The organism is Corynebacterium sp. KPL2734, assembly GCF_040225595.1.
GTDB classification, from domain to species: domain Bacteria; phylum Actinomycetota; class Actinomycetes; order Mycobacteriales; family Mycobacteriaceae; genus Corynebacterium; species Corynebacterium rhinophilum.
On the sequence record NZ_JBEHFO010000003.1, the window covers coordinates 33,945 to 54,529 of the forward strand.

At 61.2% G+C, this 20,585-nt stretch carries 18 protein-coding genes, 1 tRNA gene and 1 pseudogene; 14 read left to right on the forward strand and 6 right to left on the reverse strand.

What is annotated here, in order from left to right; translation table 11 throughout:
- Nucleotides 1-19: 19 nt before the first annotated feature.
- Nucleotides 20-1,928: pseudogene (locus ABRP88_RS02780) on the reverse strand (solute carrier family 23 protein).
- 310 nt (nt 1,929-2,238) lie between these two features.
- On the opposite strand from ABRP88_RS02780, the gene pflB reads away from it, so the two are divergent.
- From pflB to ABRP88_RS02805, 5 genes are read left to right on the forward strand one after another with little or no spacing between them, the layout of a single operon-like run.
- Nucleotides 2,239-4,326, forward strand: a complete 2,088-nt coding sequence (pflB, locus tag ABRP88_RS02785; protein WP_284864797.1) for a formate C-acetyltransferase — start codon at nt 2,239-2,241, stop codon at nt 4,324-4,326.
- A gap of 23 nt (nt 4,327-4,349) precedes the next feature.
- Entirely contained in the window at nt 4,350-4,601 is a 252-nt protein-coding gene (grcA2, locus tag ABRP88_RS02790; protein ID WP_255716700.1) for an autonomous glycyl radical cofactor GrcA2, read from the forward strand.
- Between the two features lie 2 nt (nt 4,602-4,603).
- Nucleotides 4,604-5,473: a pyruvate formate-lyase-activating protein gene (gene pflA, locus ABRP88_RS02795; protein WP_349836063.1), complete on the forward strand. Its 870-nt coding sequence runs from the start codon at nt 4,604-4,606 to the stop codon at nt 5,471-5,473.
- 11 nt (nt 5,474-5,484) lie between these two features.
- Nucleotides 5,485-6,723 carry an alpha/beta fold hydrolase gene (locus ABRP88_RS02800; protein ID WP_349836064.1) on the forward strand — a complete coding sequence of 413 codons (1,239 nt, stop codon included), beginning with the start codon at nt 5,485-5,487 and terminating at the stop codon, nt 6,721-6,723.
- Between the two features lie 56 nt (nt 6,724-6,779).
- Nucleotides 6,780-7,685, forward strand: coding sequence for an SPFH domain-containing protein (locus ABRP88_RS02805; RefSeq protein WP_284771057.1), 906 nt, complete (start codon nt 6,780-6,782; stop codon nt 7,683-7,685).
- 4 nt (nt 7,686-7,689) lie between these two features.
- On the opposite strand, the gene ABRP88_RS02810 is transcribed toward ABRP88_RS02805, so the two are convergent.
- The gene (locus ABRP88_RS02810; protein WP_349836065.1) at nt 7,690-8,988 is read right to left on the reverse strand and encodes a peptide MFS transporter; all 1,299 of its coding nucleotides are present in this window, start codon (nt 8,986-8,988) and stop codon (nt 7,690-7,692) included.
- Between the two features lie 137 nt (nt 8,989-9,125).
- Between ABRP88_RS02810 and ABRP88_RS02815 the strand changes: the two genes are divergently transcribed.
- Nucleotides 9,126-10,400: an adenosylmethionine--8-amino-7-oxononanoate transaminase gene (locus tag ABRP88_RS02815; protein WP_349836195.1), complete on the forward strand. Its 1,275-nt coding sequence runs from the start codon at nt 9,126-9,128 to the stop codon at nt 10,398-10,400.
- On the forward strand, nt 10,397-11,071 hold the full coding sequence (gene bioD, locus ABRP88_RS02820; RefSeq protein WP_349836067.1) for a dethiobiotin synthase: 675 nt from the start codon (nt 10,397-10,399) through the stop codon (nt 11,069-11,071). The genes ABRP88_RS02815 and bioD overlap by 4 nt, the downstream gene beginning before the upstream one ends.
- A gap of 21 nt (nt 11,072-11,092) precedes the next feature.
- On the opposite strand, the gene ABRP88_RS02825 is transcribed toward bioD, so the two are convergent.
- From ABRP88_RS02825 to bcp, 3 genes are all read right to left on the reverse strand, one after another.
- Nucleotides 11,093-12,079 (reverse strand): HNH endonuclease signature motif containing protein, encoded by a 987-nt coding sequence (locus tag ABRP88_RS02825; protein WP_349836068.1) that lies wholly within the window; start codon nt 12,077-12,079, stop codon nt 11,093-11,095.
- An 84-nt stretch (nt 12,080-12,163) separates the two neighbouring features.
- On the reverse strand, nt 12,164-12,781 hold the full coding sequence (locus ABRP88_RS02830; RefSeq protein ID WP_349836069.1) for a TetR/AcrR family transcriptional regulator: 618 nt from the start codon (nt 12,779-12,781) through the stop codon (nt 12,164-12,166).
- Between the two features lie 4 nt (nt 12,782-12,785).
- Nucleotides 12,786-13,253: a thioredoxin-dependent thiol peroxidase gene (bcp, locus tag ABRP88_RS02835; protein WP_349836070.1), complete on the reverse strand. Its 468-nt coding sequence runs from the start codon at nt 13,251-13,253 to the stop codon at nt 12,786-12,788.
- Between the two features lie 97 nt (nt 13,254-13,350).
- Here bcp and ABRP88_RS02840 point away from each other — a divergent pair, with 97 nt between their 5' ends.
- The 5 genes from ABRP88_RS02840 to ABRP88_RS02860 all read left to right on the forward strand — a co-directional run bounded on the left by ABRP88_RS02840 (nt 13,351) and on the right by ABRP88_RS02860 (nt 18,028).
- Nucleotides 13,351-13,629, forward strand: a complete 279-nt coding sequence (locus ABRP88_RS02840; protein WP_239269889.1) for a DUF3618 domain-containing protein — start codon at nt 13,351-13,353, stop codon at nt 13,627-13,629.
- Nucleotides 13,630-13,690: 61 nt separating this feature from the next.
- The gene (locus ABRP88_RS02845; protein ID WP_349836072.1) at nt 13,691-14,968 is read left to right on the forward strand and encodes a glutaminase; all 1,278 of its coding nucleotides are present in this window, start codon (nt 13,691-13,693) and stop codon (nt 14,966-14,968) included.
- An 83-nt stretch (nt 14,969-15,051) separates the two neighbouring features.
- The gene (locus ABRP88_RS02850; RefSeq protein WP_349836073.1) at nt 15,052-16,221 is read left to right on the forward strand and encodes an ABC transporter substrate-binding protein; all 1,170 of its coding nucleotides are present in this window, start codon (nt 15,052-15,054) and stop codon (nt 16,219-16,221) included.
- On the forward strand, nt 16,221-17,276 hold the full coding sequence (locus ABRP88_RS02855; RefSeq protein ID WP_005284482.1) for a FecCD family ABC transporter permease: 1,056 nt from the start codon (nt 16,221-16,223) through the stop codon (nt 17,274-17,276). Before ABRP88_RS02850 ends, ABRP88_RS02855 begins: the two co-directional genes overlap by 1 nt.
- Nucleotides 17,267-18,028 carry an ABC transporter ATP-binding protein gene (locus tag ABRP88_RS02860; RefSeq protein ID WP_349836075.1) on the forward strand — a complete coding sequence of 254 codons (762 nt, stop codon included), beginning with the start codon at nt 17,267-17,269 and terminating at the stop codon, nt 18,026-18,028. The genes ABRP88_RS02855 and ABRP88_RS02860 overlap by 10 nt, the downstream gene beginning before the upstream one ends.
- A gap of 100 nt (nt 18,029-18,128) precedes the next feature.
- On the opposite strand, the gene ABRP88_RS02865 is transcribed toward ABRP88_RS02860, so the two are convergent.
- Nucleotides 18,129-18,201, reverse strand: a tRNA-Lys gene (locus ABRP88_RS02865).
- A gap of 209 nt (nt 18,202-18,410) precedes the next feature.
- Here ABRP88_RS02865 and ABRP88_RS02870 point away from each other — a divergent pair.
- Both ABRP88_RS02870 and ABRP88_RS02875 read left to right on the forward strand, forming a co-directional pair.
- Nucleotides 18,411-19,616, forward strand: a complete 1,206-nt coding sequence (locus tag ABRP88_RS02870; protein ID WP_349836077.1) for a L,D-transpeptidase — start codon at nt 18,411-18,413, stop codon at nt 19,614-19,616.
- Between the two features lie 20 nt (nt 19,617-19,636).
- Entirely contained in the window at nt 19,637-20,581 is a 945-nt protein-coding gene (locus ABRP88_RS02875) for an MsnO8 family LLM class oxidoreductase (protein ID WP_349836079.1), read from the forward strand.
- Nucleotides 20,582-20,585 lie beyond the last annotated feature (4 nt).

Sequence of the window (20,585 nt, forward strand, 5' to 3'; positions counted from 1 at the left end):
TGCGGTGCTTTTGTGGATCCTAATCTACTTCGGTGAACTTGCGGTCCCAGGAGGAGCGGACGGGGTTGGCATCGGCAAGCAGGATATCGAAGCGGTCATTGGCGATCTCGACGATTTCACTTAACGCAATGCGGTATTCCTGCGCATCGGAATTAGCGAGGCGCCGCACGCCGGCGTCGATCACACGCTCCACCGTGTCATTGGTATCGAGGTACGCGACGAACGGCATGCCAAAGCGCTCGCGGTAGGCGGCGGACAGCTCGGTAATGCGTTCGGTTTGCACGTCGTCGAGCTCGCTAAGCCCCAACGAGCCGCGGTCGGCGGAAATATTCGCCGCCTCATCAGACGAGGCCAGTAGCAGCTCGTCCATGGCTGGGTAGTCGTGGATGAGCGCATCGCGCCGGTCCGCATCCGCGGTCAGCACGGCGACCTGGATGGCGGCGCGCAGCTCGTTGACATCGCTAAACGGCCGGGACTGCCAGGCCAGCTCGAGCGGCCAGGTTTCATTATTGAATAGCGGGCGCAGCGCGGCGGTAAACTCCTCACGCGAGGCCTCATTAAGCTCGTTAAGGCTCACGCCCTTGCCATCGGCGCGCGAGACCTGCGCGCTCGCGCTGCCGGTGTGGAAGAACAACAAGTTGAGCACGATTGCGGTAATCGCGCCGATGGACATGCCAGAAGAAACGAAGGTCTGCGCCCACTCCGGGAAGGCACTGGCTACCTCCGGCTTGAAGGTCACCAGCATGGCTAGGCCCAGCGCGGAGGTGACGATGACGGAGTTGCGGCCATCGCTGAGATCCGACTTTGCGATGGTCTGCAGGCCAACCCACGCCACGTTGGCAAAAAGCGCCAGCGATGCGCCGCCGAGCACCGGCGACGGAATCGCGGCAACGACCGCGCCGGCCTTCGGCAAAAGGCCCAGCACAATCATGAACCCCGCAGCCGCCACGGCCACCCAGCGCGATTTCACATTGGTCAGACGCACCAAGCCAACGTTTTGCGCAAAGCAGGTATAGGGGAAAGAATTCATCACGCCGCCTACCAGGGTGGAGACACCATCGGCGCGGATGGCGCGCACCACGTCATCGCGGCGGATGCGCTTTTTGACGATTTCACCGGTGGCAAACACATCGCCAGTCGTTTCCACCATGGTGATGGTCATGACGATAATCAGCGAGAAAATCGCCACGAGGTCGAATTGCGGCATGCCGAAATAAAACGGCGTGGTAATGCCGAGGGCGGGGGAGGAGGAGACTTCGCTAAAGGAGGCATCGCCAAGCGCGAGCGCCACGCCCGTGCCCAGCACCAAGCCGATGAGCACCGCTAACGTACCCACGAAGCCGGAGGAAAAACGCTGCACCAAAATGATGACCGCGAGCGTGCCAAAGCCATAGAGCAAATCGCGCGTGGCCGGCACGCCCTCGGCATAATTGACAAAGTCATTGGCCGATACCGCCAGCAGCGAAGTACCCATCACCAGCAGCACCGAACCGGTAACCACCGGGGGGGAAGAAGCGCAGCACCTTGCCAAAGACCGGCGCGGCGAAGACGGTAAAAAGGCCTGCGACGATGATGGCGCCGTAAATCGTGGGCAGCGAAGCCACCCCGCCCTCGCCATCGGTGGCGCCGAGGCCAATCGCGATGATGGGCGATACCGCCGTCGTGGTCACGCCCTGCACGATGGGCAGGCGCACGCCAATATGCTTGCCGATGCCCACCGACTGAATGATCGTCGCAATACCGCAGGTTAAAAGGTCGGCATTGATGAGGTGGATGGTCGTTTCCGCATCCAGGTTCAACGAGCTGGCGATGAGCAGCGGGACGATGACCGCCCCGGCATAAAACGCGAGGACGTGCTGCAGCCCAAGGGCGGCGAGTTTCGGCGCGGGGGGAACGATGTCTACGGGGTGCTTGGGCTGGGACGCCACGAAGTCCTCCTTGTTACGGAAGCGAAGCTGACCGCCTTAACAGTAGAGGTAGACACAAGTCGGCGCCAAAGTGTACGTGAGCAAAGCCACGATCGGGGCTGGATTGCCCCCGAACAAAAACGTACGGGTGGTTTATATGAATCGAGCTACCAGCAAAGCATGATGACCGGTTTATAACTGGTGCTCACGGCAATGTTTATGGTTGTTAATTTCGCAAATCGAGCCGACAATGAAGAGGTGACGGGGCTTGATGCTGCGGGATGAAAAGGCGGCATGTGCCCCGGGAAATTTGACCCAGAAGAAGGGAATTATGACTACCGCAACTAAGCCCCAGCAGTATCAAGGGTGGGAAGGTTTTGCGCCCGGCCCTTGGACCGAGGGCATCAATGTCCGCGATTTCATTCAGCGCAACTACACGCCTTTTAACGGCGATTCCAGCTTCCTCGCTGGACCCACCGATAAGACGCTGCGCGTGTGGGACACCCTGGAAAAGAACTACCTGTCGGTCGAGCGCGAAAAGCGCATTTATGACGTCGATACGCACACCCCGACCGATATCGATGCCTTCCCGGCTGGCTATATCTCAGAAGACGATGACGTCATCGTCGGCCTGCAAACCGATACGCCGCTCAAGCGCGCTATGATGCCGTTCGGCGGCTGGCGCATGGTGAAGCAGGCCATCGGCGAGGCGGGCAAAGAGGTAGACCCCGAGGTGGAGAAGATCTTCACCCGCTACCGCAAGACCCACAATGATGCGGTCTTCGATATCTACACCCCGCGCATTCGCGCCGCCCGTTCATCACACATCATCACCGGCTTGCCCGATGCCTATGGCCGTGGCCGCATCATCGGCGACTACCGCCGCGTGGCGCTGTACGGCGTGGACTATCTCATCCAGGAAAAGATCGAGGCACGCGATGCTATTGCCGATGCCGGCTTTTCCGAGCACTGGGCCCGCTACCGCGAGGAGCACTCCGAGCAGATTAAGGCCCTGAAGAAGCTCAAAACGATGGCCGAGTCCTACGGCTTCGATATCTCCGAGCCAGCGCGCACCGCGCACGAGGCCGTGCAGTGGACCTACTTTGGCTACCTCGCCTCCATCAAGTCCCAGGATGGTGCCGCCATGTCCATCGGCCGCCTGTCCGCGTTCTTCGACTGCTACTTTGAGCGCGACTTGGCCGCTGGCATCATCACCGAGGAGCAGGCACAGGAAATCATCGATGCGCTCGTGCTCAAGCTGCGCATTGTCCGCTTCCTGCGCACTATCGACTATGACCAGATCTTCTCCGGCGACCCGTACTGGGCCACCTGGTCCGATGCCGGCTTCGGCAGCGATGGCCGCCACATGGTCACCAAGACCTCCTTCCGCCTCCTACAGACCCTAATCAACCTGGGGCCATCACCGGAGCCAAATATCACCATTTTCTGGGATCCGGAGTTGCCCGCAGGCTACAAGGAATTCTGCGCGCACATCTCCATCGAAACCTCCTCCATCCAGTACGAGTCTGACCGCCAGATTCGCGATGAGTGGGGCGATGACGCCGCGATTGCCTGCTGCGTGTCTCCGATGGAAGTGGGCAAGCAGATGCAGTTCTTCGGCGCCCGCGTCAATGCCGCCAAGGCCCTGCTCTACGCCATGAACGGCGGCCGGGATGAGGTCTCCGGCAAGCAAGTCGTCGAAGGCTATGAGCCGATTCAGGGCGATGGCCCGTTGGATTTCGACGAGGTCTGGCAAAAGTACGAGGAGATGCTGGACTGGGTGGTTGGCACGTACGTCGAGGCCCTGAACATCATCCACTACTCGCACGATAAGTACGCCTACGAGGCCGTGGAGATGGCGCTGCATGATTCCAATATCATCCGCTCCATGGGCTGCGGCATCGCGGGACTATCCATCGTTGCCGATTCGCTTTCTGCCATCAAGTACGCCAAGGTCACCCCGGTTCGCGATGAGACCGGACTGATTACGGATTACATCACTGAGGGCGAGTTCCCGTTCTACGGCAACGACGATGACCGCGCCGATGACATCGCTGCCACCATCGTGCACACCGTGATGGAAAAGATTAAGGCCATCCCGATGTACCGCAATGCCATCCCCACCCAGTCCGTGCTGACCATTACCTCCAACGTGGTCTACGGCAAGGCAACAGGTTCCTTCCCGTCAGGCCACAAGGCCGGCACCCCCTTCTCCCCGGGTGCTAACCCCGAAAACGGTGCGGATAACCACGGCATGGTCGCCTCCATGCTGTCGGTGGGCAAGCTGGATTACAAGGATGCCCTAGACGGCATCTCGCTGACCAATACCATCACCCCGTCCGGATTGGGCCGCACCCCAGAAGAGCGCATCACCAACCTAGTCGGCGTGCTGGATGCCGGCTTCATCATGGAACAATAAGAATCACGACAAGGAGAACCATTATGGCAACCCCAACCTTTGCAGAACGCCTTTCAGACATGAAGGCCAGCCGCGACGAGCACAAGATGAACTCTGGCCTGTACCACGCCAATATCAACGTACTGGACAAGTCCACGCTGGAAGACGCCGTTGAGCACCCAGAGAAGTACCCGAACCTCACCGTTCGCGTCTCTGGCTACGCGGTCAACTTTGTCAAGCTCACCAAGGAGCAGCAGCTTGACGTCATCTCCCGCACCTTCCACCAGGGTTCATAATCATGGCTGATGGCATTACTGGTGTGGTCACCCTGTCGCCGGAATCCGGCGAACGCGTTCGCGGCGTCGCCGCGGGCCTAGGCACCGACCACGAACTCGATGAGATTACCCGTCCCGAGCTCATGGAGGCGCGCCGCACCGGCGATATTGCCCTCGTGCATTCCTGGGAGCTGGTAACCGCCGTCGACGGCCCAGGCACCCGCATGACCATGTTCATGTCCGGCTGCCCCCTGCGCTGCCAGTATTGCCATAACCCGGACACCATGGAGATGAAGACCGGCACCTTGGAGCGGGTAGACGATGTGGTCAAACGCATCAAGCGCTATAAGCCCATTTTCCAGGCTTCCGGTGGCGGCCTGACCATCTCCGGTGGCGAGCCCCTATTCCAGATTGCGTTTACCCGCCGCGTGCTCAAGGAAGTCCACGATGCCGGCATCCACACCACCATCGATACCTCCGGTTTCTTGGGCTCGCGCTTGCGCGATGAAGACCTCGACAATATCGATCTCGTTCTGCTGGATGTGAAATCGGGCGACGAGGAAACCTATCAGCGCGTAACGAGGCGCCAGCTGCAGCCCACGCTCGATTTTGGTGACCGCCTCAACGCGATGGCCAAGCCGGTGTGGATTCGCTTCGTTGTCGTGCCGGGCCTGACGGATTCAGCCGAGAACGTCGAAAACGTCGCTTCCATCGTGGCGCGGTGGAAGTCCAATGTAGAACGCGTCGAGGTCTTGCCCTTCCACAATATGGGTAAGGACAAGTGGGAGGGGCTCGATATGACCTACCACTTGGCAGATACCAAGCCGCCGAAGCCGGAAGACGTGGAAAGAGTCCGTGACGTTTTCCGCGCGAAGGGCCTAGAGGTTTACTAACCTGGGTGGGCATGACTCACTGCCGCCGGTTCGGCCACGATATTATTGAACACACCCTGGAAGTCCCGTGGGATTATGACAATCCGCGCGGGACTTTTGCTCTCTACGCCCGCGAAATAATCCCGCCCGGCGGCGAGGACCTGCCGGCGCTGTTGTATCTGCAAGGTGGCCCTGGCTTTCCGGCCCCGCGGCCAGTCAAACCGACGGGGCTTATCGGCAAGGCGCTCGAGCGCTATCGCGTCATCCTCCTCGACCAGCGCGGCACGGGGCGTTCGCACCGCATCGATAGGCTGAGCCCCGCAGAAGAGCGCAGCGCAGAACACCTGGCCCTGCTGCGCCAGGACAATATCGTGCGCGATGCCGAGCGCCTGCGCGAACACCTGGGGTTGGAGACTTGGTCCCTATTTGGCCAGTCTTTCGGCGGCTTTTGCATCACCGCGTACCTGTCTCAGGCGCCCGAGTCCGTCAAGCACGCGTTTTTCACCGGCGGCATCCCCACGCTGCAGGGCGCAGATCACCTTTACCGCGCGACTTTTAGCAAGCTCAAAGCCCGCCAGGAGCGTTTCTTCCGCGAGTTCCCCTGGGTACAGCACCGCATGGAGGAAATTATCGCCCACCTGGATAATTCCGACGAGCGCCTGCACACCGGCGAGCGGCTGTCCTCGCTGCGCTTTCGCACCATCGGCACCGATTTGGGGCGGGGCACGGGCTTCGACGGATTGGCCTACCTCCTGGAAGAGCCCTTCCGCACCGTGCGGGGAGAGAAGGTGCTGCGGGATGATTTCCTGTGGGGCATCGGCGAGCGCGTGAGCTTTGCGGAGGCGCCGCTTTATGCGGCTATCCACGAGTCCATTTATGCCGGCAGCGGCGGGCAGGCGGCGACGCAGTGGTCGGCGCACCGCGTGCGGGAGGAGTTCCCGGAATTTGCCGAGTCCGGCACCTGGCTGACCGGTGAGCACATTTTCCCGTGGCAGTTTGATGAGGATCCGGCGCTGCAGGCCTTCAAGGAGGGAGCGCAGGGGCTGGCGGAGCGGGAATTTACGGCGCCTTATGCGCTTGCCGATGCCCCCACCTCCGCCGCCGCCATCTACCTCGACGATATCTTCGTTCCGCTGGAGGAATCCTTGGCCACCGCGGCACATTTGGGCGATGTGCGCCCGTGGGTGACAAATGAGTACCAGCACAATGGTATCGGCGAGAACGGCGCGGAGGTGATGGGCAAGCTCTTTGCGCTTATCGATGACCACTAGCGAATGCTTTCTGCCTGTGCGAAAATTAATTTCACACTCGTAGTTAGGGAGAGGGAATGTTTAGCTTAATCATCATCGGAATCATCATCTTGCTGGTTCTCGCCACCGTATTTGATGGCTACTACATCGTGCGTACCCGCGAGGCGGCCATCTTGGAACGGTTGGGTAAATTCCAGACAGTCGCCCACGCGGGGTTGCACTTCAAGATGCCTTGGATTGACCGCGTGCGCGATAAGATTTCGCTGCAGGTGCGCCAACTGGACGTAATGGTGGAAACCAAGACGAAGGACAATGTCTTCGTCCAAATTCCGGTCGCGGTGCAGTACGAGGTGGTAGAAGGCCGCGAACGCGAGGCCTTTTATATGCTCTCCAACCACGAGCAGCAGATCGTGGCCTATGTGCAAGATAATGTGCGCTCGTCGGTGGCGAATATGGGCTTGGACGAGTCCTTTTCCTCTAAGGACACCATCGCGCAGAACGTGGCGGCCTCACTGCGGGATAATATGGCCGAATACGGCTGGAACTTCGTCAATACGCTAGTGACCGATATCCGCCCGGATTCCCGGGTGCGCGAGTCCATGAACTCCATTAACGCGGCGCAGCGCGAGCGCGAGGCGGCCATCGCCCAGGCGGAGGCGGAAAAGATCCGCGTGGTCAAAGAAGCCGAGGGTGCTGCAGAAGCGAAGAAGCTGCAGGGTAGGGGCGTTGCAGAGCAGCGCAAGGAGATCGTCGAGGGCATCGCTCAGCAATACGAGCTACTACGCGATGCCGGGGTGCAGGAATCTCCCGAGGTCCTCATGCTGGTGTCGCAGTACCTTGACGCGATGGTGGATGTCTCGAATAACGGCCAAGCCTCCGTGCTCTACATGCCGTCCAACCCGCAGGGAATGGGCGATCTGTTCAGCGGCATGCGTGACGTGCTGATGGCGGACCGCGCGCTGGATGAGTCCGCCGGGCATTAAGGGCCTACCTGCGCCGCAGGAGGAGCATTAGCCCCAAGATGATGGGGACGCCGCCCATGATGAGGAGGTAGGTCGTTTCGGCGGATGCCGAGGTGGGATCGTACAGCTGCGACATCGATCCGGCCAGCGAGGTGCCTATGGCCATGGTGAGGAAGTACAGCGCGGAAAAGCGGGTGGCATAGGCCCGCGGTGCGTGGGCGGCGGATGCGGCCATGCCCACTGGGCCGATGAAGAGCTCACCGAGTGACATCAAAAAGATGGTGCCCGCTAGTACCAAAAACGGCGTGGAATTTTCTCCGCCGCCCACGAATGGCAGCAGGAGGAACATGCCGGCACCGGCGAAGATGATGCCGCACCCCATGAGCGCGCGCCGCGAGTTGGCCCAGCGCGTCATGCCCGCGGCCAAGGGCAGCGAGAGCAGCAGGATAAATAGCGGGTTGAGCGATTGCGTCCAAGCCGGTGGGATCTCGAATCCGCCGATGGTTCGGTTGAGGCGCTGATCCGAATAGACCGCAAGCACGCCGTAGATTTGTGGTTGCAGGGTCCAGTAGGCTGTCGAGCAGGCGAAGAGCGGAATGAAATCCAGGATGCGGCGCCGCTCATCCGCGGTGACCTGCGGGGATCGCAGCATGCTGGCAAAAAGCCTGGCCGCGGCCGCTACCGTGGCGATAAGAAGCAGCACGGTCAGCGTGCCTGGGGAGACGGTGATGACGAGCAGCACGCCGGCTACAAGCGCCGCCAGCGCGATCAGCCCCGCCTTACCCGGGGCCTGGGTGGGGTGTGGTGGGCGCGACGGAACGTTTATCTTTTTCCGCAGTGCGCCGTAGGTGGCGCAGCCGCAGCACATGAGCACCGCTGCGGCGAAGAATCCGGCGTGGTAGCCGTATTCCTCGGCCAGCCACCCAGTGAGCATGGGGCCAAAGAGCGCGCCGACATTGATGCCGAGGTAGAAAATCTGGAAGGCCCCGTCGCGCGCGCCGGCCTCGGCGGGAAAAGCGGCGCCCAGAATCGTAATCGCGGCGGTCTTGAGCAGCCCCGAGCCGAGAGCGAGCGGCAAAAGCCCGATGATGAGCCCCGCGGTGCCGGGGGCGAGCGAGAGGGCAAAGTGCCCGCACACCAACAGCCCGGCGCCGGTAAGTAGGGTGCGCTCGGCGCCCAAGAGTCGGTCGCTAACCCAGCCGCCCACAAACGTAAAGAGGTAGAGCAGGCTGCCGTACGCGCCGACGAGCGCGGTGGCCTGAGTTTGCTCCATGCCGAGCCCACCGGAAGTGGAGTAGAGGTAGTACGCGAGGATGGCTTGCACGCCATAAAAGCTGAAGCGCTCCTACATTTCGATGCCCGCAATTGCCGGCAAAACCACGGGTAAGCGGCGAATTGAACGCTGTTCAAGAACTTTCATAAAAAGGACTATAGCGGCCGAGAGTGTGTGCTAGATCTAATTTGGTGGATATTTCTACTAAAGACATAGCGACAATCGATGCCCACCACATCTGGCACCCCTACGCCGAACCCGGCGCGCCCACGCGCGTGGTCGAGTCTGCCACGGGCGTCCACCTCACGCTTGCCGATGGCACCCAGCTCATCGACGCCATGTCCTCCTGGTGGGCCGCCGCCCATGGCCACAGCCACCCGCGGCTCACCGCCGCTGCCAAGGAACAGATCGACCGCATGAGCCACGTGATGTTCGGCGGGCTTACGCACGAACCGGCTGCGCGGCTGACGGCCAATCTCATGGAGCTCACGCGCCACGACTTCGCGCAGGTCTTTTATGCGGATTCGGGATCGGTCTCGGTGGAGGTCGCCATCAAGATGGCCCTGCAATACCAGCAGGGGATCGGCCACCCAGAGCGCACGAAGATGTTGACGTGGCGCTCGGGCTATCACGGCGATACGTTTGCCGCGATGAGCGTGTGCGATCCCGATGGCGGCATGCACTCGATGTGGACCGGCACCCTGGCGCAGCAGATTTTCGCCCCGGCACCGCCCACGCGCGGGGCGAGCGAGAAGATGCGCGCGGATTACCTGCGGGAGTTGGAAGGCTGCATTACGAACGAGGTCGCGGCCTTGATCATCGAGCCCGTCGTCCAAGGCGCCGGCGGCATGCGTTTCCACGATCACGAGTTGGTGCGCGGGGCGCGCGAAATCTGTGACCGCCACGGAATCGTCCTGATCGCGGATGAAATCGCCACGGGGTTTGGGCGCACCGGGGACCTCTTTACCACCCAGGCGGCGGGAGTGGTGCCAGATATCATGTGCGTGGGCAAGGCGATGACCGGTGGTTTCATGACGATGGCCGCCACGCTTGCCACTGCCCGGGTAGCCGAGGATATGCACCCCCGCGCGCTTATGCACGGACCGACCTTTATGGCTAACCCGCTGGCCTGCGCGGTATCTGCCGAGGCGACCTCCATGATCCTGGAGGGCAGGTGGCGGGGGCAGGTTGCGGGCATCGAGAAGCAGCTGCGCGCCGGGCTTGCCGGGTTGGAGGACGAGCCGGGCGTGGCGGACGTGCGGGTGCTGGGCGCTATTGGCGTGGTGGAGATGGAGCGCGACGTCGACATGGCAGGCGCCACGGATGCGGCGGTGGAGCAGGGCGTGTGGCTGCGCCCGTTTGGCCGCCTCATCTACACCATGCCGCCGTTTATCTGCACCGAGGACGAGGTCGCGCAGATTTGCCGCGGGGTGCGCGCGGCGGTGGTAGGAGGAAAGCGATGATTATCTTTGTCACCGGCACCAATACCGACGTGGGAAAGACGGTGGCCACGGCGGCGCTCGCCAGCGCCTTTGCCCAGAGCGGGCGCGAGGTCGTCTATGCCAAGCCCCTGCAGACCGGCGAGTCGGACAAGAGCGGCGATGCGGCGACGGTGCGGGACCTGGCCGGGGTCGAGATCACGGAGATGGCGCGCTTTCCCGAACCGCTAGCACCGAACCTCTCGGCGCGCCGGGCGGGCATGACTCCGCCGAGCAAAGAGGAGCTCCGGGACTGGATCGCAGGGTTGGACTCACCAGGCCGTGTGGTGCTGGTGGAAGGCGCCGGCGGGCTGCTGGTGCGTTTGGCAGACGACTACACGCTTGCCGATGTCGCCACCAACCTCCTCATCGTCACCTCCCTCGGCCTCGGCAGCCTCAACGCCGCCGAGCTCACCGTCCGGGAAGCACAGCGGCGCGGGATTAACGTGCTGGGGCTTATCGGTGGCAGTTTGCCCGAGAAGCCGGACTTGGCGACGAGGCTGAACGTGGACGAGCTTCCAGCGGTCACGGGCTGCCGGTTGTGGGGTAGCGTGCCAGAGGGGGCGGGTGCGCTCGGCCGGGAGGACTTCACCCTGATGGCTGGGGCGCACTTTCCCGCTGATGTGTGCGCGGAGCTGCTTGCGCACGCCGAGTAGCGCTACCTCGATGAGGCAGCGCTAGCGGACCCAGCGGACCTTGCCGTTTACCCGGGCAAGGCGACCGCGCAGGGGAGGGGCATTGGGATCGTCTTGGTTCACCCCGTTGTGGTACGGGCAGCACACCGTGAGGTTGTCCGCGTTGGTCATCCCACCGTGCTTCCACGCCTGCAGGTGGTGGATCTGAGACTTATCCGCCGGGTGATTGCACGGCGGCCACGGGCAGGTGGGGTTTTCGGCGGCGGCCATCAGCCGCTGCTTTTCCGAGGCAAAGCGCGAGGTCCGATACAGGTTGACTGGGCCTTTCACCGGATGGATGAGCGTGGCTAGGCCGTGTTCGCTGAAGGTGCGCTCTACGAGCTGCGCACCGGTAATGGTTGCACCGTTGGTCAGCCGAAGCGTGACCTCGTCGCTATCGCCATCCAAAATCTGATCCAGCGCGTTGAGCGGGATAATCACGTTCGTCGTGGTCTGCACCGTGGCAGCGCCCTCGCCGCGGAGGAGTTCGCGGAAGGATGCCAGTGGGTTTTCGGGGTCGAGGGCGGAATCGAGATCCGCGAGGAAGGACGAGGGCGCGGTAATGCGCATCGTCCACGGGCCTTCCGGGCGGCGCAGGAGCTGTACGCCCTCGCGCGGCGGCCGGCGGCGCGGGCGCCATTCGCGCAGGCGCTTTTTAGCAAGACGAATGATCTCAGAGGCCGGTCCGTGCTGTCGGCACAGCTCCACGCGCAGGTTCCACGCGGCACGTTTGGTGGCCGCGCGGGCGGCATACTTCTCGATGAGTTTCAGCGTCACCAAATCGTGGTGGCGCGCGCCTGCGGCGGCAAGGCGCTGCTTGCGGCTAAAGGAAGTGGTGCCGAAATAAACCTCCGCTAGACTGAGCAGTTCGCGGGCCTCGACATCCGGCAGGCCGAGCTCGATGAGGGCGCTTTCAGGCATGCCGTGGGCCTCGGCGAGGATATCCATCGCCGAGGAAATCTGGGTGGCATAGGCCTGCAGTGCGTTCATGCCTGCAAATCTAGGCGCGCGCTGCCGCGGCGCCAATCGGGCGCGGCACCGGCCTGTGGATAACTTGTATAAACGTCTACAAAGTTATCCCGCGGCCACCGCGAAGAGATACGAAATCAGCATGCGCTTTAGCTCCATGACCACGGAATTGAACTTGTCGGGATCGCCCGAAATGGCGTAATTAAGCAGCGAGACCACGGTGTGGATAAGGAAGCGCGCCAGTTCAATGCGTTGCGCATCGCTGTGCTCGGTGGCCAGCGGGCGGAGGATCTCGGCGAGCGGCTCCAAGAGCTGCAGCTCGGTATCGGCGGCCGTGGCCCGCGTCGCCGGGGTGGATTGGATGGCGTGCCAAACGGCGCGCCGGGAAGGATCCTCGCGCCACATCCGCGCCAAGTGGTCGATGAATTCATCCAAGACATCCGGCCACTGCGGGGCCGGCACGAGGCGCGAAAAGCGCTCGATTTCGGCCAGGCTGGTGGCGGTATCTTGCCGGTCGAGCTCGCAGATAAGCACGTATTTATTGGCAAAGAACTGATACAGCGTGCCGATGGGGACACCAGCACGGTGGGCGACCTCATCGAAGGTGAAGGATTCGAAGCCGACATCGACAAGCACGGCGCGCGCCGCCTGCACAATGCGCTCAAAGCGCTCCCGGCTGCGCGCCTGCGCTGGCCGACGCCGCGGGACGAGGATTTCCTCCACCGGCTTACTCGAGGCCCTTCATCACGCGCGCGACGTGCCCAGTGGCCTTCACGTTGTAGTGGGTCTGGCCGATGGTGCCATCCGGCTCCACGAGGAAGGTGGAACGGATAACGCCTTGGACCACCTTGCCGTAGTTCTTCTTCTCCCCGAAGGCGCCATACGCGGTCATGACGGACTTATCCGGATCAGAAAGCAGCGGGAAGTTGAGATCGTGGTCATCGCGGAACTTCGCCAGCGCCTCGGGCTTATCGGGGGAGATGCCTACCACCGCGATATTGAGCTCATTGAGCTCTTCTAGGGAATCGCGAAAATCGCAGGCTTCCTTGGTGCAGCCTGGCGTATTGGCGCGCGGGTAGAAGTACACCAGCACGCGCTGGCCTGCGTAATCGGAAAGGGAAACGGTGTTGCCGGTGGCATCGGCAAGCGCAAAAGCGGGGGCGGTATCTCCTACGTTCAAACGAGTTTCAGTCATGGACCCCACTTTACGTGCTCCCCGGCCTGCGCGGTGGAGGCCCTGCACGGTAAGATAAGCTCGTTAAGAGCGAAACTTAAGCTAAGAGGAGAATTCCGTGGCACGCAATATTGAAGATATTCAACGCGATATCGAACGCACCCGGCGCCAGCTGGCTAGCACCCTGGATGAAATTGCGGATCGCAGCAAGCCGCAAAACCTCGTCGATGACGCCAAGGATGCCGCCACCGAAAAGTTGCAGGACCGCAACGTACAGCTGGTACTAGGTGGCGTCGGCGCTGCCGTCGTTGGGCTGATTGCCTTTTCCGTGTTCCGCTCGCGTCGTCGCAAGAGCGACCTGAAGGAATTGCAGCGCCTGCTGTCTGAGCGCCACTAATTTTCCCCGCCTTACCCCCCCCACGCGCGCCGTGGGGGCTTTTTTCGTATGCTAGGTCGCGATGAAAACTCCAATTCCTTTTTATTTGCAGGAAATTTTGACTCGGGTGCGAGGAAATCGCAGCGGCGCGGTGGCGGACTATATTCCCGAGCTCGCGAAGGCGGAACCGGACTATCTCGGCGTGGCCATCTGCACCACGACGGGGCATGTGTATTCCGCCGGCGATGCAGAGGTGGAATTCACCCTGCAGTCCGTGTCGAAGCCTTTTGCATACGCCTTAGCGCTGCAGGAACTGGGTTTGGATGCGGTGCGCGAGATCGTCGGCATGGAACCTTCCGGCGAGGCCTTCAATGAGCTTTCGCTCAACCGCGATGATCACCGGCCGGTGAATCCGATGATTAATGCGGGCGCGATCGCGGTAACGCAGCTAATTAATGGCGTGGATTCGGATCCAGCCGAGCGCGTGGAACAGCTGCGCACCTACTTTTCAAGGCTGGCGGGCCGCGAGCTGAAACTTGATGAAAAGGTGCGCGATTCCGAGCTGCAGGTCTCCGATAGGAACCTGTCTTTGGCGCACATGCTGCGCAATTACGACATCATCCAGGACGAGGCCCATGATGCGGTCTCGACCTACGTGGAGCAGTGCTCGATTAAGGTCACGGTGCGCGACCTCGCCGTGATGTCTGCCACCCTGGCTAATGGTGGCACGCAGCCGGTAACGGGGGAGAAGATCCTCGATGCCGATGTCTGCCGCTTGACGCTTTCTGTCATGAGCTCTGCGGGCATGTACGACGGCGCTGGGCGATGGATGGCCGAGGTTGGCATCCCAGCGAAATCCGGCGTTTCGGGCGGCCTGCTGGGTACGCTGCCTGGCCAATTGGGGGTAGCGACGTTTTCGCCGCGGCTTAATAAAGAGGGCAATTCCGTCCGCGGGGTGGATGCCTTGACCCTGCTCTCAAAGGATATGGGGCTGCACTTGATGTCCACGGATGAGCGTTACGGCGTGCACCCCGTGCGCAGGATGGAGACCGAGGACGATCTCACGGTGATCTTCCTGCAGGGGCTCATCAATTTCAACGCGGCGGAGACCATCTTGCATCAGCTCACCGAATGTGAATTCGGTGAGGGCACGGTGGTGTTGGAGTTATCCCATATCACCGGATCCAACCGGATGGGCCGGCGCATGCTGAAGGAAGGCCTCAGGCGCATCCGCGAGGCTGGTTTCGATATCGCCATCGTGGATCCGGACGGCGAATTGGAGAACCGCACCATGGCGGACGGCACTGAGGTGCCCAAGGGCGAGCCGGAAGATTACGCAATCGCCGAGGAGGCAGTTTAGGTTTGATTCACCTTACTTGGTTAGGCTAGGATAAGCTCGCACTTATCCTCAATTCGAGGATTCCGACTAACCAAGGACTCAAAATGGCATATAGATTCCCCAAGGTAATGGCCGTGGTGGCGGCCTCCGCCACCGCACTTGTAGGCTGCAGTACCGCCGAAGAAACTACTAATAATAGCGGCGGTAGCGACGATGCTGCCCTGTCCTTCACCGATCTCGCGGGCCGCGACGTAGAACTCGACAAGGCCCCCGAGCGCGTCCTGTTGGGCGAGGGTCGCTCCCTCTTCGCCACCGGCATCCTCAATACCGAGGATCCGCTGGATAAGGTCGTGGGCATCGGATCTGACCTGAAGAAGAACGTGCCGGACTACTACAACATCTTGGAAGAAAAGCTGCCCAAGGTCACTGAACTGCCGGAAGTCGGCGCCATCAGCAAGGGCGATGTCACCGTGGAAAACCTGGTGAGCCTGGACCCGGACCTCATCGTGCTGTCCAAGGACCAGTATGACGCCTCGCAAGAGGCGGGCCTGACCGAAAAGATGGACCAGGCGGGCCTCAAGTACGCCGTGACCGATTTCCGCGCCAAGCCGCTGGAAAACACCACCAAGTCCATGGAAATCTTCGGTGAGATCTTCGGCAAAGAAGAGCGCGCCGAGGAATTCAACAAAGAGTGGCAAAAGACCGTGGACCTGGTCAAGGAGCGCGCGGACAAGGTAAAGGATAAGCCCAAGACCTTCGTCTGGCGCGCGGCCGGCGTCATGGACTGCTGTGGCTCCTGGAATAACTCCAATATCGCGCAGCTGGTCAACGAAGCCGGCGGCGAAAACGTAGCCGACGGCGTCATCCCGGGCGAGGTCGGTGCCGTGACCCCAGAAAAGGTCCTCGAATCGGACCCAGACATGGTGATTGCGACCGGCGGCGACTGGTCCGAGAAGAAGGACGATGAGGGCAACCCCGTCGGCTACGCCGCGGTGGGCTATGGCATCGGCGAAGATGAGGCGGAGGCAAGCATCGCTAAGCTGCCGAGCAACCAGCCGGGCTTTGAGAACCTCCGCGCGGTCAAGGAGCACAAGCTGCACGGTATGTGGCACCAGTTCTACAACTCGCCGTTCAACTACCTAGCGCTGCTGCAGATCGCGAAGTGGATCAACCCGGAGGCGTATGAGGATATGGACGTCGACAAGGAGTGGATGCAAGCGCAAGAAAAGTACTCGCCGGTTGCTGGCGAGGGAACCTTCTTTAGCACGAATTAATGGTAAGCGCGGAGGTAGCTGCCCTTACGCAGCAACACAAAAAGCTCACCTGGCAGCGCATTAGCATCGTCGCGGGCCTGTGCCTCATCGCGGCGGTGGCGTTTGTGGTCAGCAACTTCGTCGGCGCCATCGACATCAGTCCCGGCGAGGTCATCAGGGGCATTGTGAATCCCTCGAGCCTGGATGACCAGACGCATACGGTGCTGTGGAAGCTGCGCTTGCCGATGGCCGTCATGGCCCTGCTCATCGGCGTCAGCCTCTCGCTGGCCGGTGCGGAGATGCAGACCATTTTGAATAACCCGTTGGCGGAGCCGTTTACCCTCGGAATTTCCGCCGCGGCGGCTTTCGGTGGCGCAAGTTCCATCGTGCTGAAGTGGCAGCTGCTGACCCAGCCGCAGTTCAACCTGGCGTTGGTGGCGTGGCTGTCGGCGGCGGTGGCGACAGCGATCATCGTCGTGGCTGCCATTATCCGCGGTGCGAAGGCAGAGACGATGGTGCTGCTTGGCATTGGTTTGGTCTTCTTCTTCCAGGCCATGCTCGCGCTCATCCAATACCAGTCTTCGGCCGAGGCGCTGCAGCAGATCGTCTTTTGGTCCATGGGTTCGCTTACGCGCGCCAACTGGGTCGCCAACGGCGTGCTGGCGGGCGTGCTGCTGGTTGCCCTGCCCATTTTGTGGGCGCTGTCTTGGCGGCTTACCGCCTTGCGGCTTGGCGATGCCCGCGCCGCCGCCATGGGCATTAATACCGCGCGGCTGCGCGTGGTGGTGCTCATCGTAGTCTCCCTCGTGGCGGCAACGACGGTGGCCTTCGCCGGCATCATCGGCTTTATCGGCCTCGTGGGCCCGCACATCGCCCGCATGCTGGTGGGCGAGGATCAGCGCTACTTCGTGCCTGCTTCCATGGCTGCCGGTGCGGCCGTGATGTGCGCGGCGCACGCGGCGAGCCTGATGATTAAGCCTGGGCTGGCTATTCCGATCGGCATTGTGACTTCGCTCTTGGGAGTGCCGTTCTTTATTGCCATCGTGATGACTCGAAGGAGGGCGCTGTGGACGTAGAACTCACCCTGCGCGGTATTAGCGCAGCCTACGGCAAGCACACCGTGCTCGAAGCGGTAGACGTGGATACGCTGCAAGGCGGTCAACTGGTTGGCCTCTTAGGTCCCAACGCATCAGGCAAGACCACGCTGATTAAGTCCTTGGCCGGCGTGCACCGCGGGTACAAGGGCGAGGTGGATTTTCTGGTGGGTGGCGAGAGCCCGCGGGGCAAGCGCCGCCGCCAGCTGATTGGCTACGTCCCGCAGGATTTGCCCAGTACCGCGGCGTTGCGGGCGTTTGAAACGGTGTTGATTGCGGCGCGTCGGGAAGCATGCGAGGATCCCATTACCCGTACCGGCGAGGTGCTGCACGCGATGGGGCTGGATGCCATTGCTTCGCGCTACCTCAACGAGTTATCTGGCGGCCAGCGTCAGCTCGTGGCCGTGGCGCAAATGCTGGTGGGCAATCCGGGGCTGATGCTCTTGGATGAGCCGACGTCCGCGCTCGACTTACATCGCCAGTTCTTCGTCCTCGAGGAAGTGCGTGAGAAGGCGAAGCGCGAGGGTAGCCTGGGGCTGGTGGCCATCCACGACATCAATCTAGCTGCGCGCATGTGTGATCAGCTGGTGGTGCTCAAATCGGGCTGTATTCGTGCCCAGGGCACGCCTGGAGACGTGCTCACGCGCGAGCTGGTGGAAAGTGTCTATGGGGTAGAGGCGGACATCGTGGAGCACCGCGGCGTTCCCGTCGTCGCGCCCCAACGTGTGAAATAAGCAAAGGCCGAGCGAAGTGCTCGGCCTTTTTGCTAGCCTTGAACTGCTAGTTTTGAAAACGAGAAAATCGCGAGGTGCGTGCCTCGCGATTTTGCAGTTGTGCGCCATCAGGGAATCGAACCCCGAACCCACTGATTAAGAGTCAGTTGCTCTGCCAATTGAGCTAATGGCGCAGTGTTGACATCCTGCCGTGTGGCTCTCTGTGCAACGAGTAGAAACTCTAGCACCCCGGTTGAAAAACTGTAAAATCGCCTGCTCATAGTGCATTTCTGGGGGAATATAACAGTTTGGATAATGGTGAGCTTGGTTCTGGTATTTGGAGTGGCAAGACGATAGGCTGGATTGGTCTTGAAAGAACTACTGTATTTCTAAGGTCTACTTAGTGATTATCTCCCTCCCTAATTCCCGCCGCATTGCTGCTGCGAGCATTGCGTGCATTTCCCTGGTAGTAGCCTCGTGCTCCGTTAATTCCGCCGCTGAAAACCGCCCGGAGGAGCAGGAAACTACCTCGAGCTCAGCAGAGAAATCTGAGCAGAAAGAAAAGTCTAAGCTTTCCGCCTCCGTGAAGGATGGAGCAGAAGACGTCGATCCATCCAAGCCCGTCACCGTGGAATCCACCACCGAGCTCAAGAGCGTGACTATGACCAATGAGCTGGGCGTGGAAGTTGAAGAAAAACTCTCTGAGGATGGCAAGAAGTGGACCACGGCCGAGGATCTTGGCTATAACCACACCTATTCCATCGTTGCCTCCGATAAGGACGGCAATAAGAAGAACCTGAGTTTTTCCACCTCGCAGGCCGCGGGCGTCGCCCAGGTGGCGATGACGCCTATCCCGGGCTCCGAGGTGGGCGTGGGCCAGGTAATCGGCGTCAATTTCGGTACTTATATCACCGACCGCAAGGCGGCAGAGGACACAATTACGGTCAAGACCAACCCAGAGGTGGAAGGCGCGTTCTACTGGGTGAACAACCAGGAGGTGCGGTGGCGCCCCAAGGAGTATTGGGAGCCGGGCACCAAGGTTGAGGTCAAGGTCGATCAGTATGGCAAGGATCTCGGTGGCGGCATCTACGGTGGGGAAAATACCGGGACGGATTTCACCATCGGGGATCGCACCGTCACGCTGGTGGATAATGCCACCAAGACCATGAAGGTCTACAAGAACAAGGAGCTCTTGCGCACCATTCCGGTATCGCTGGGGCGCGATTACCAATTTGACACCCCGAATGGGCGTTACGTCATTGGTGATCAACACCAGTCGCTGCTGATGGATTCTGAGACCTTCGGGTTGCCGCACGAGGCGGGCGGGTACAGCACCGAGGTGGACTGGGCTACCCAAATGTCTTATTCGGGCATCTACGTGCACGCTGCACCGTGGTCCGTGTGGGCGCAGGGTAATTCCAATACCTCCCACGGCTGCATCAACGTCACGCCAGAGGCCGCTCAGTGGTTCCAGAATACCGTCAAGCGCGGCGATATCGTCCACGTATTTAATACTTATAGCGAAACGCTCAACCCTATGGACGGCTTGGGCGATTGGAATATGTCCTGGGAGGAATGGTCCAAGGGCAACGCGGACGCTAATCAATAATCCGTACAATTTTTAGGCGCATGGCTACAGTGGTGGCCATGCGCTTTTCTATTTTGGACCGCGGAGCGGCAGGCACACTCGATGGGGTAGCCGAGCATGCGCAGCATGTGGAGCGGCTGGGTTTTCACAGGTTTTTCCTCGCCGAGCACCACGGGGTGCCGGGCATCCCCGCGGGCCAGCCGGGCATGTTGGCTGCGCACGTGGCGGCGCACACGCAGCGCATTCGCGTGGGTACCGCAGGCATCATGGTGCTCAACCACCCGCCGTTTCTGGTCGCGGAACAAATCAACCTTTTGGAAGCTCTATACCCGGGCAGGATTGATATTGGGTTGGGCTCCTCGGTGGGCTTTACGGAGCCGGTGCGCAAGGCGCTGCGCCAGGGCGATCCGCTAGATCTCAAGCCGCAGTTCGAGAACGAGGTCGAGACTTTGCTGCGGTACCTGCGCGGCGAGGAAGCGGTGACGGTGCGGCCCGAGTATGCGGGCACGCCCATCTATATCCTTGCGGGCTTCCGGTCGGTTGCGGTGGCCGCGCGGCTGGGCTTGGGCGTCATCCTGGGCGGGCCTGTAGAGATGCAGGAAAAGGCGGCGCGGCTCTACCGCGAGCATGCGCTTGCCGATGCCCCACCTATCATCTCCTCCCTCAATATCGCCGTAGCCGATACCGCGGACCAAGCGCGCGACCTTTTGCTGCCAGAGTCCTATGCAAAGGTCATGGCCCAGTCCACCGGGGAATTCGCGCCGCTTCGCCCGGCCCGCGAATTGGACCTGGAGGGGCTGACGAGTCAGCAACAGAGCCGCATCGACGAGTCCTTGAGCCACGATGTTTGGGGGACGGTGGAGGACGTGGGGGAGGAACTGAGGGGCATCGGCAAGCGGCTGGGCGTCGAGGAGTTCCTGATTACCGGAGATATGCCCGATCTCGCTGGCAGGGCCCGCTCGGAGGAAATGGTGGTGGAGATATAAAAAA

Bases quoted from the DNA above. Each gene is read 5' to 3' on its own strand.
- pflB (WP_284864797.1), top strand. From the start codon at position 2,239: ATGACTACCGCAACTAAGCCCCAGCAGTATCAAGGGTGGGAAGGTTTT.
- grcA2 (WP_255716700.1), top strand. From the start codon at position 4,350: ATGGCAACCCCAACCTTTGCAGAACGCCTTTCAGACATGAAGGCCAGC.
- pflA (WP_349836063.1), top strand. From the start codon at position 4,604: ATGGCTGATGGCATTACTGGTGTGGTCACCCTGTCGCCGGAATCCGGC.
- ABRP88_RS02800 (WP_349836064.1), top strand. From the start codon at position 5,485: ATGACTCACTGCCGCCGGTTCGGCCACGATATTATTGAACACACCCTG.
- ABRP88_RS02805 (WP_284771057.1), top strand. From the start codon at position 6,780: ATGTTTAGCTTAATCATCATCGGAATCATCATCTTGCTGGTTCTCGCC.
- bioD (WP_349836067.1), top strand. From the start codon at position 10,397: ATGATTATCTTTGTCACCGGCACCAATACCGACGTGGGAAAGACGGTG.
- ABRP88_RS02825 (WP_349836068.1), bottom strand. From the start codon at position 12,079: ATGAACGCACTGCAGGCCTATGCCACCCAGATTTCCTCGGCGATGGAT.
- bcp (WP_349836070.1), bottom strand. From the start codon at position 13,253: ATGACTGAAACTCGTTTGAACGTAGGAGATACCGCCCCCGCTTTTGCG.
- ABRP88_RS02845 (WP_349836072.1), top strand. From the start codon at position 13,691: ATGAAAACTCCAATTCCTTTTTATTTGCAGGAAATTTTGACTCGGGTG.
- ABRP88_RS02850 (WP_349836073.1), top strand. From the start codon at position 15,052: ATGGCATATAGATTCCCCAAGGTAATGGCCGTGGTGGCGGCCTCCGCC.
- ABRP88_RS02855 (WP_005284482.1), top strand. From the start codon at position 16,221: ATGGTAAGCGCGGAGGTAGCTGCCCTTACGCAGCAACACAAAAAGCTC.
- ABRP88_RS02875 (WP_349836079.1), top strand. From the start codon at position 19,637: ATGGCTACAGTGGTGGCCATGCGCTTTTCTATTTTGGACCGCGGAGCG.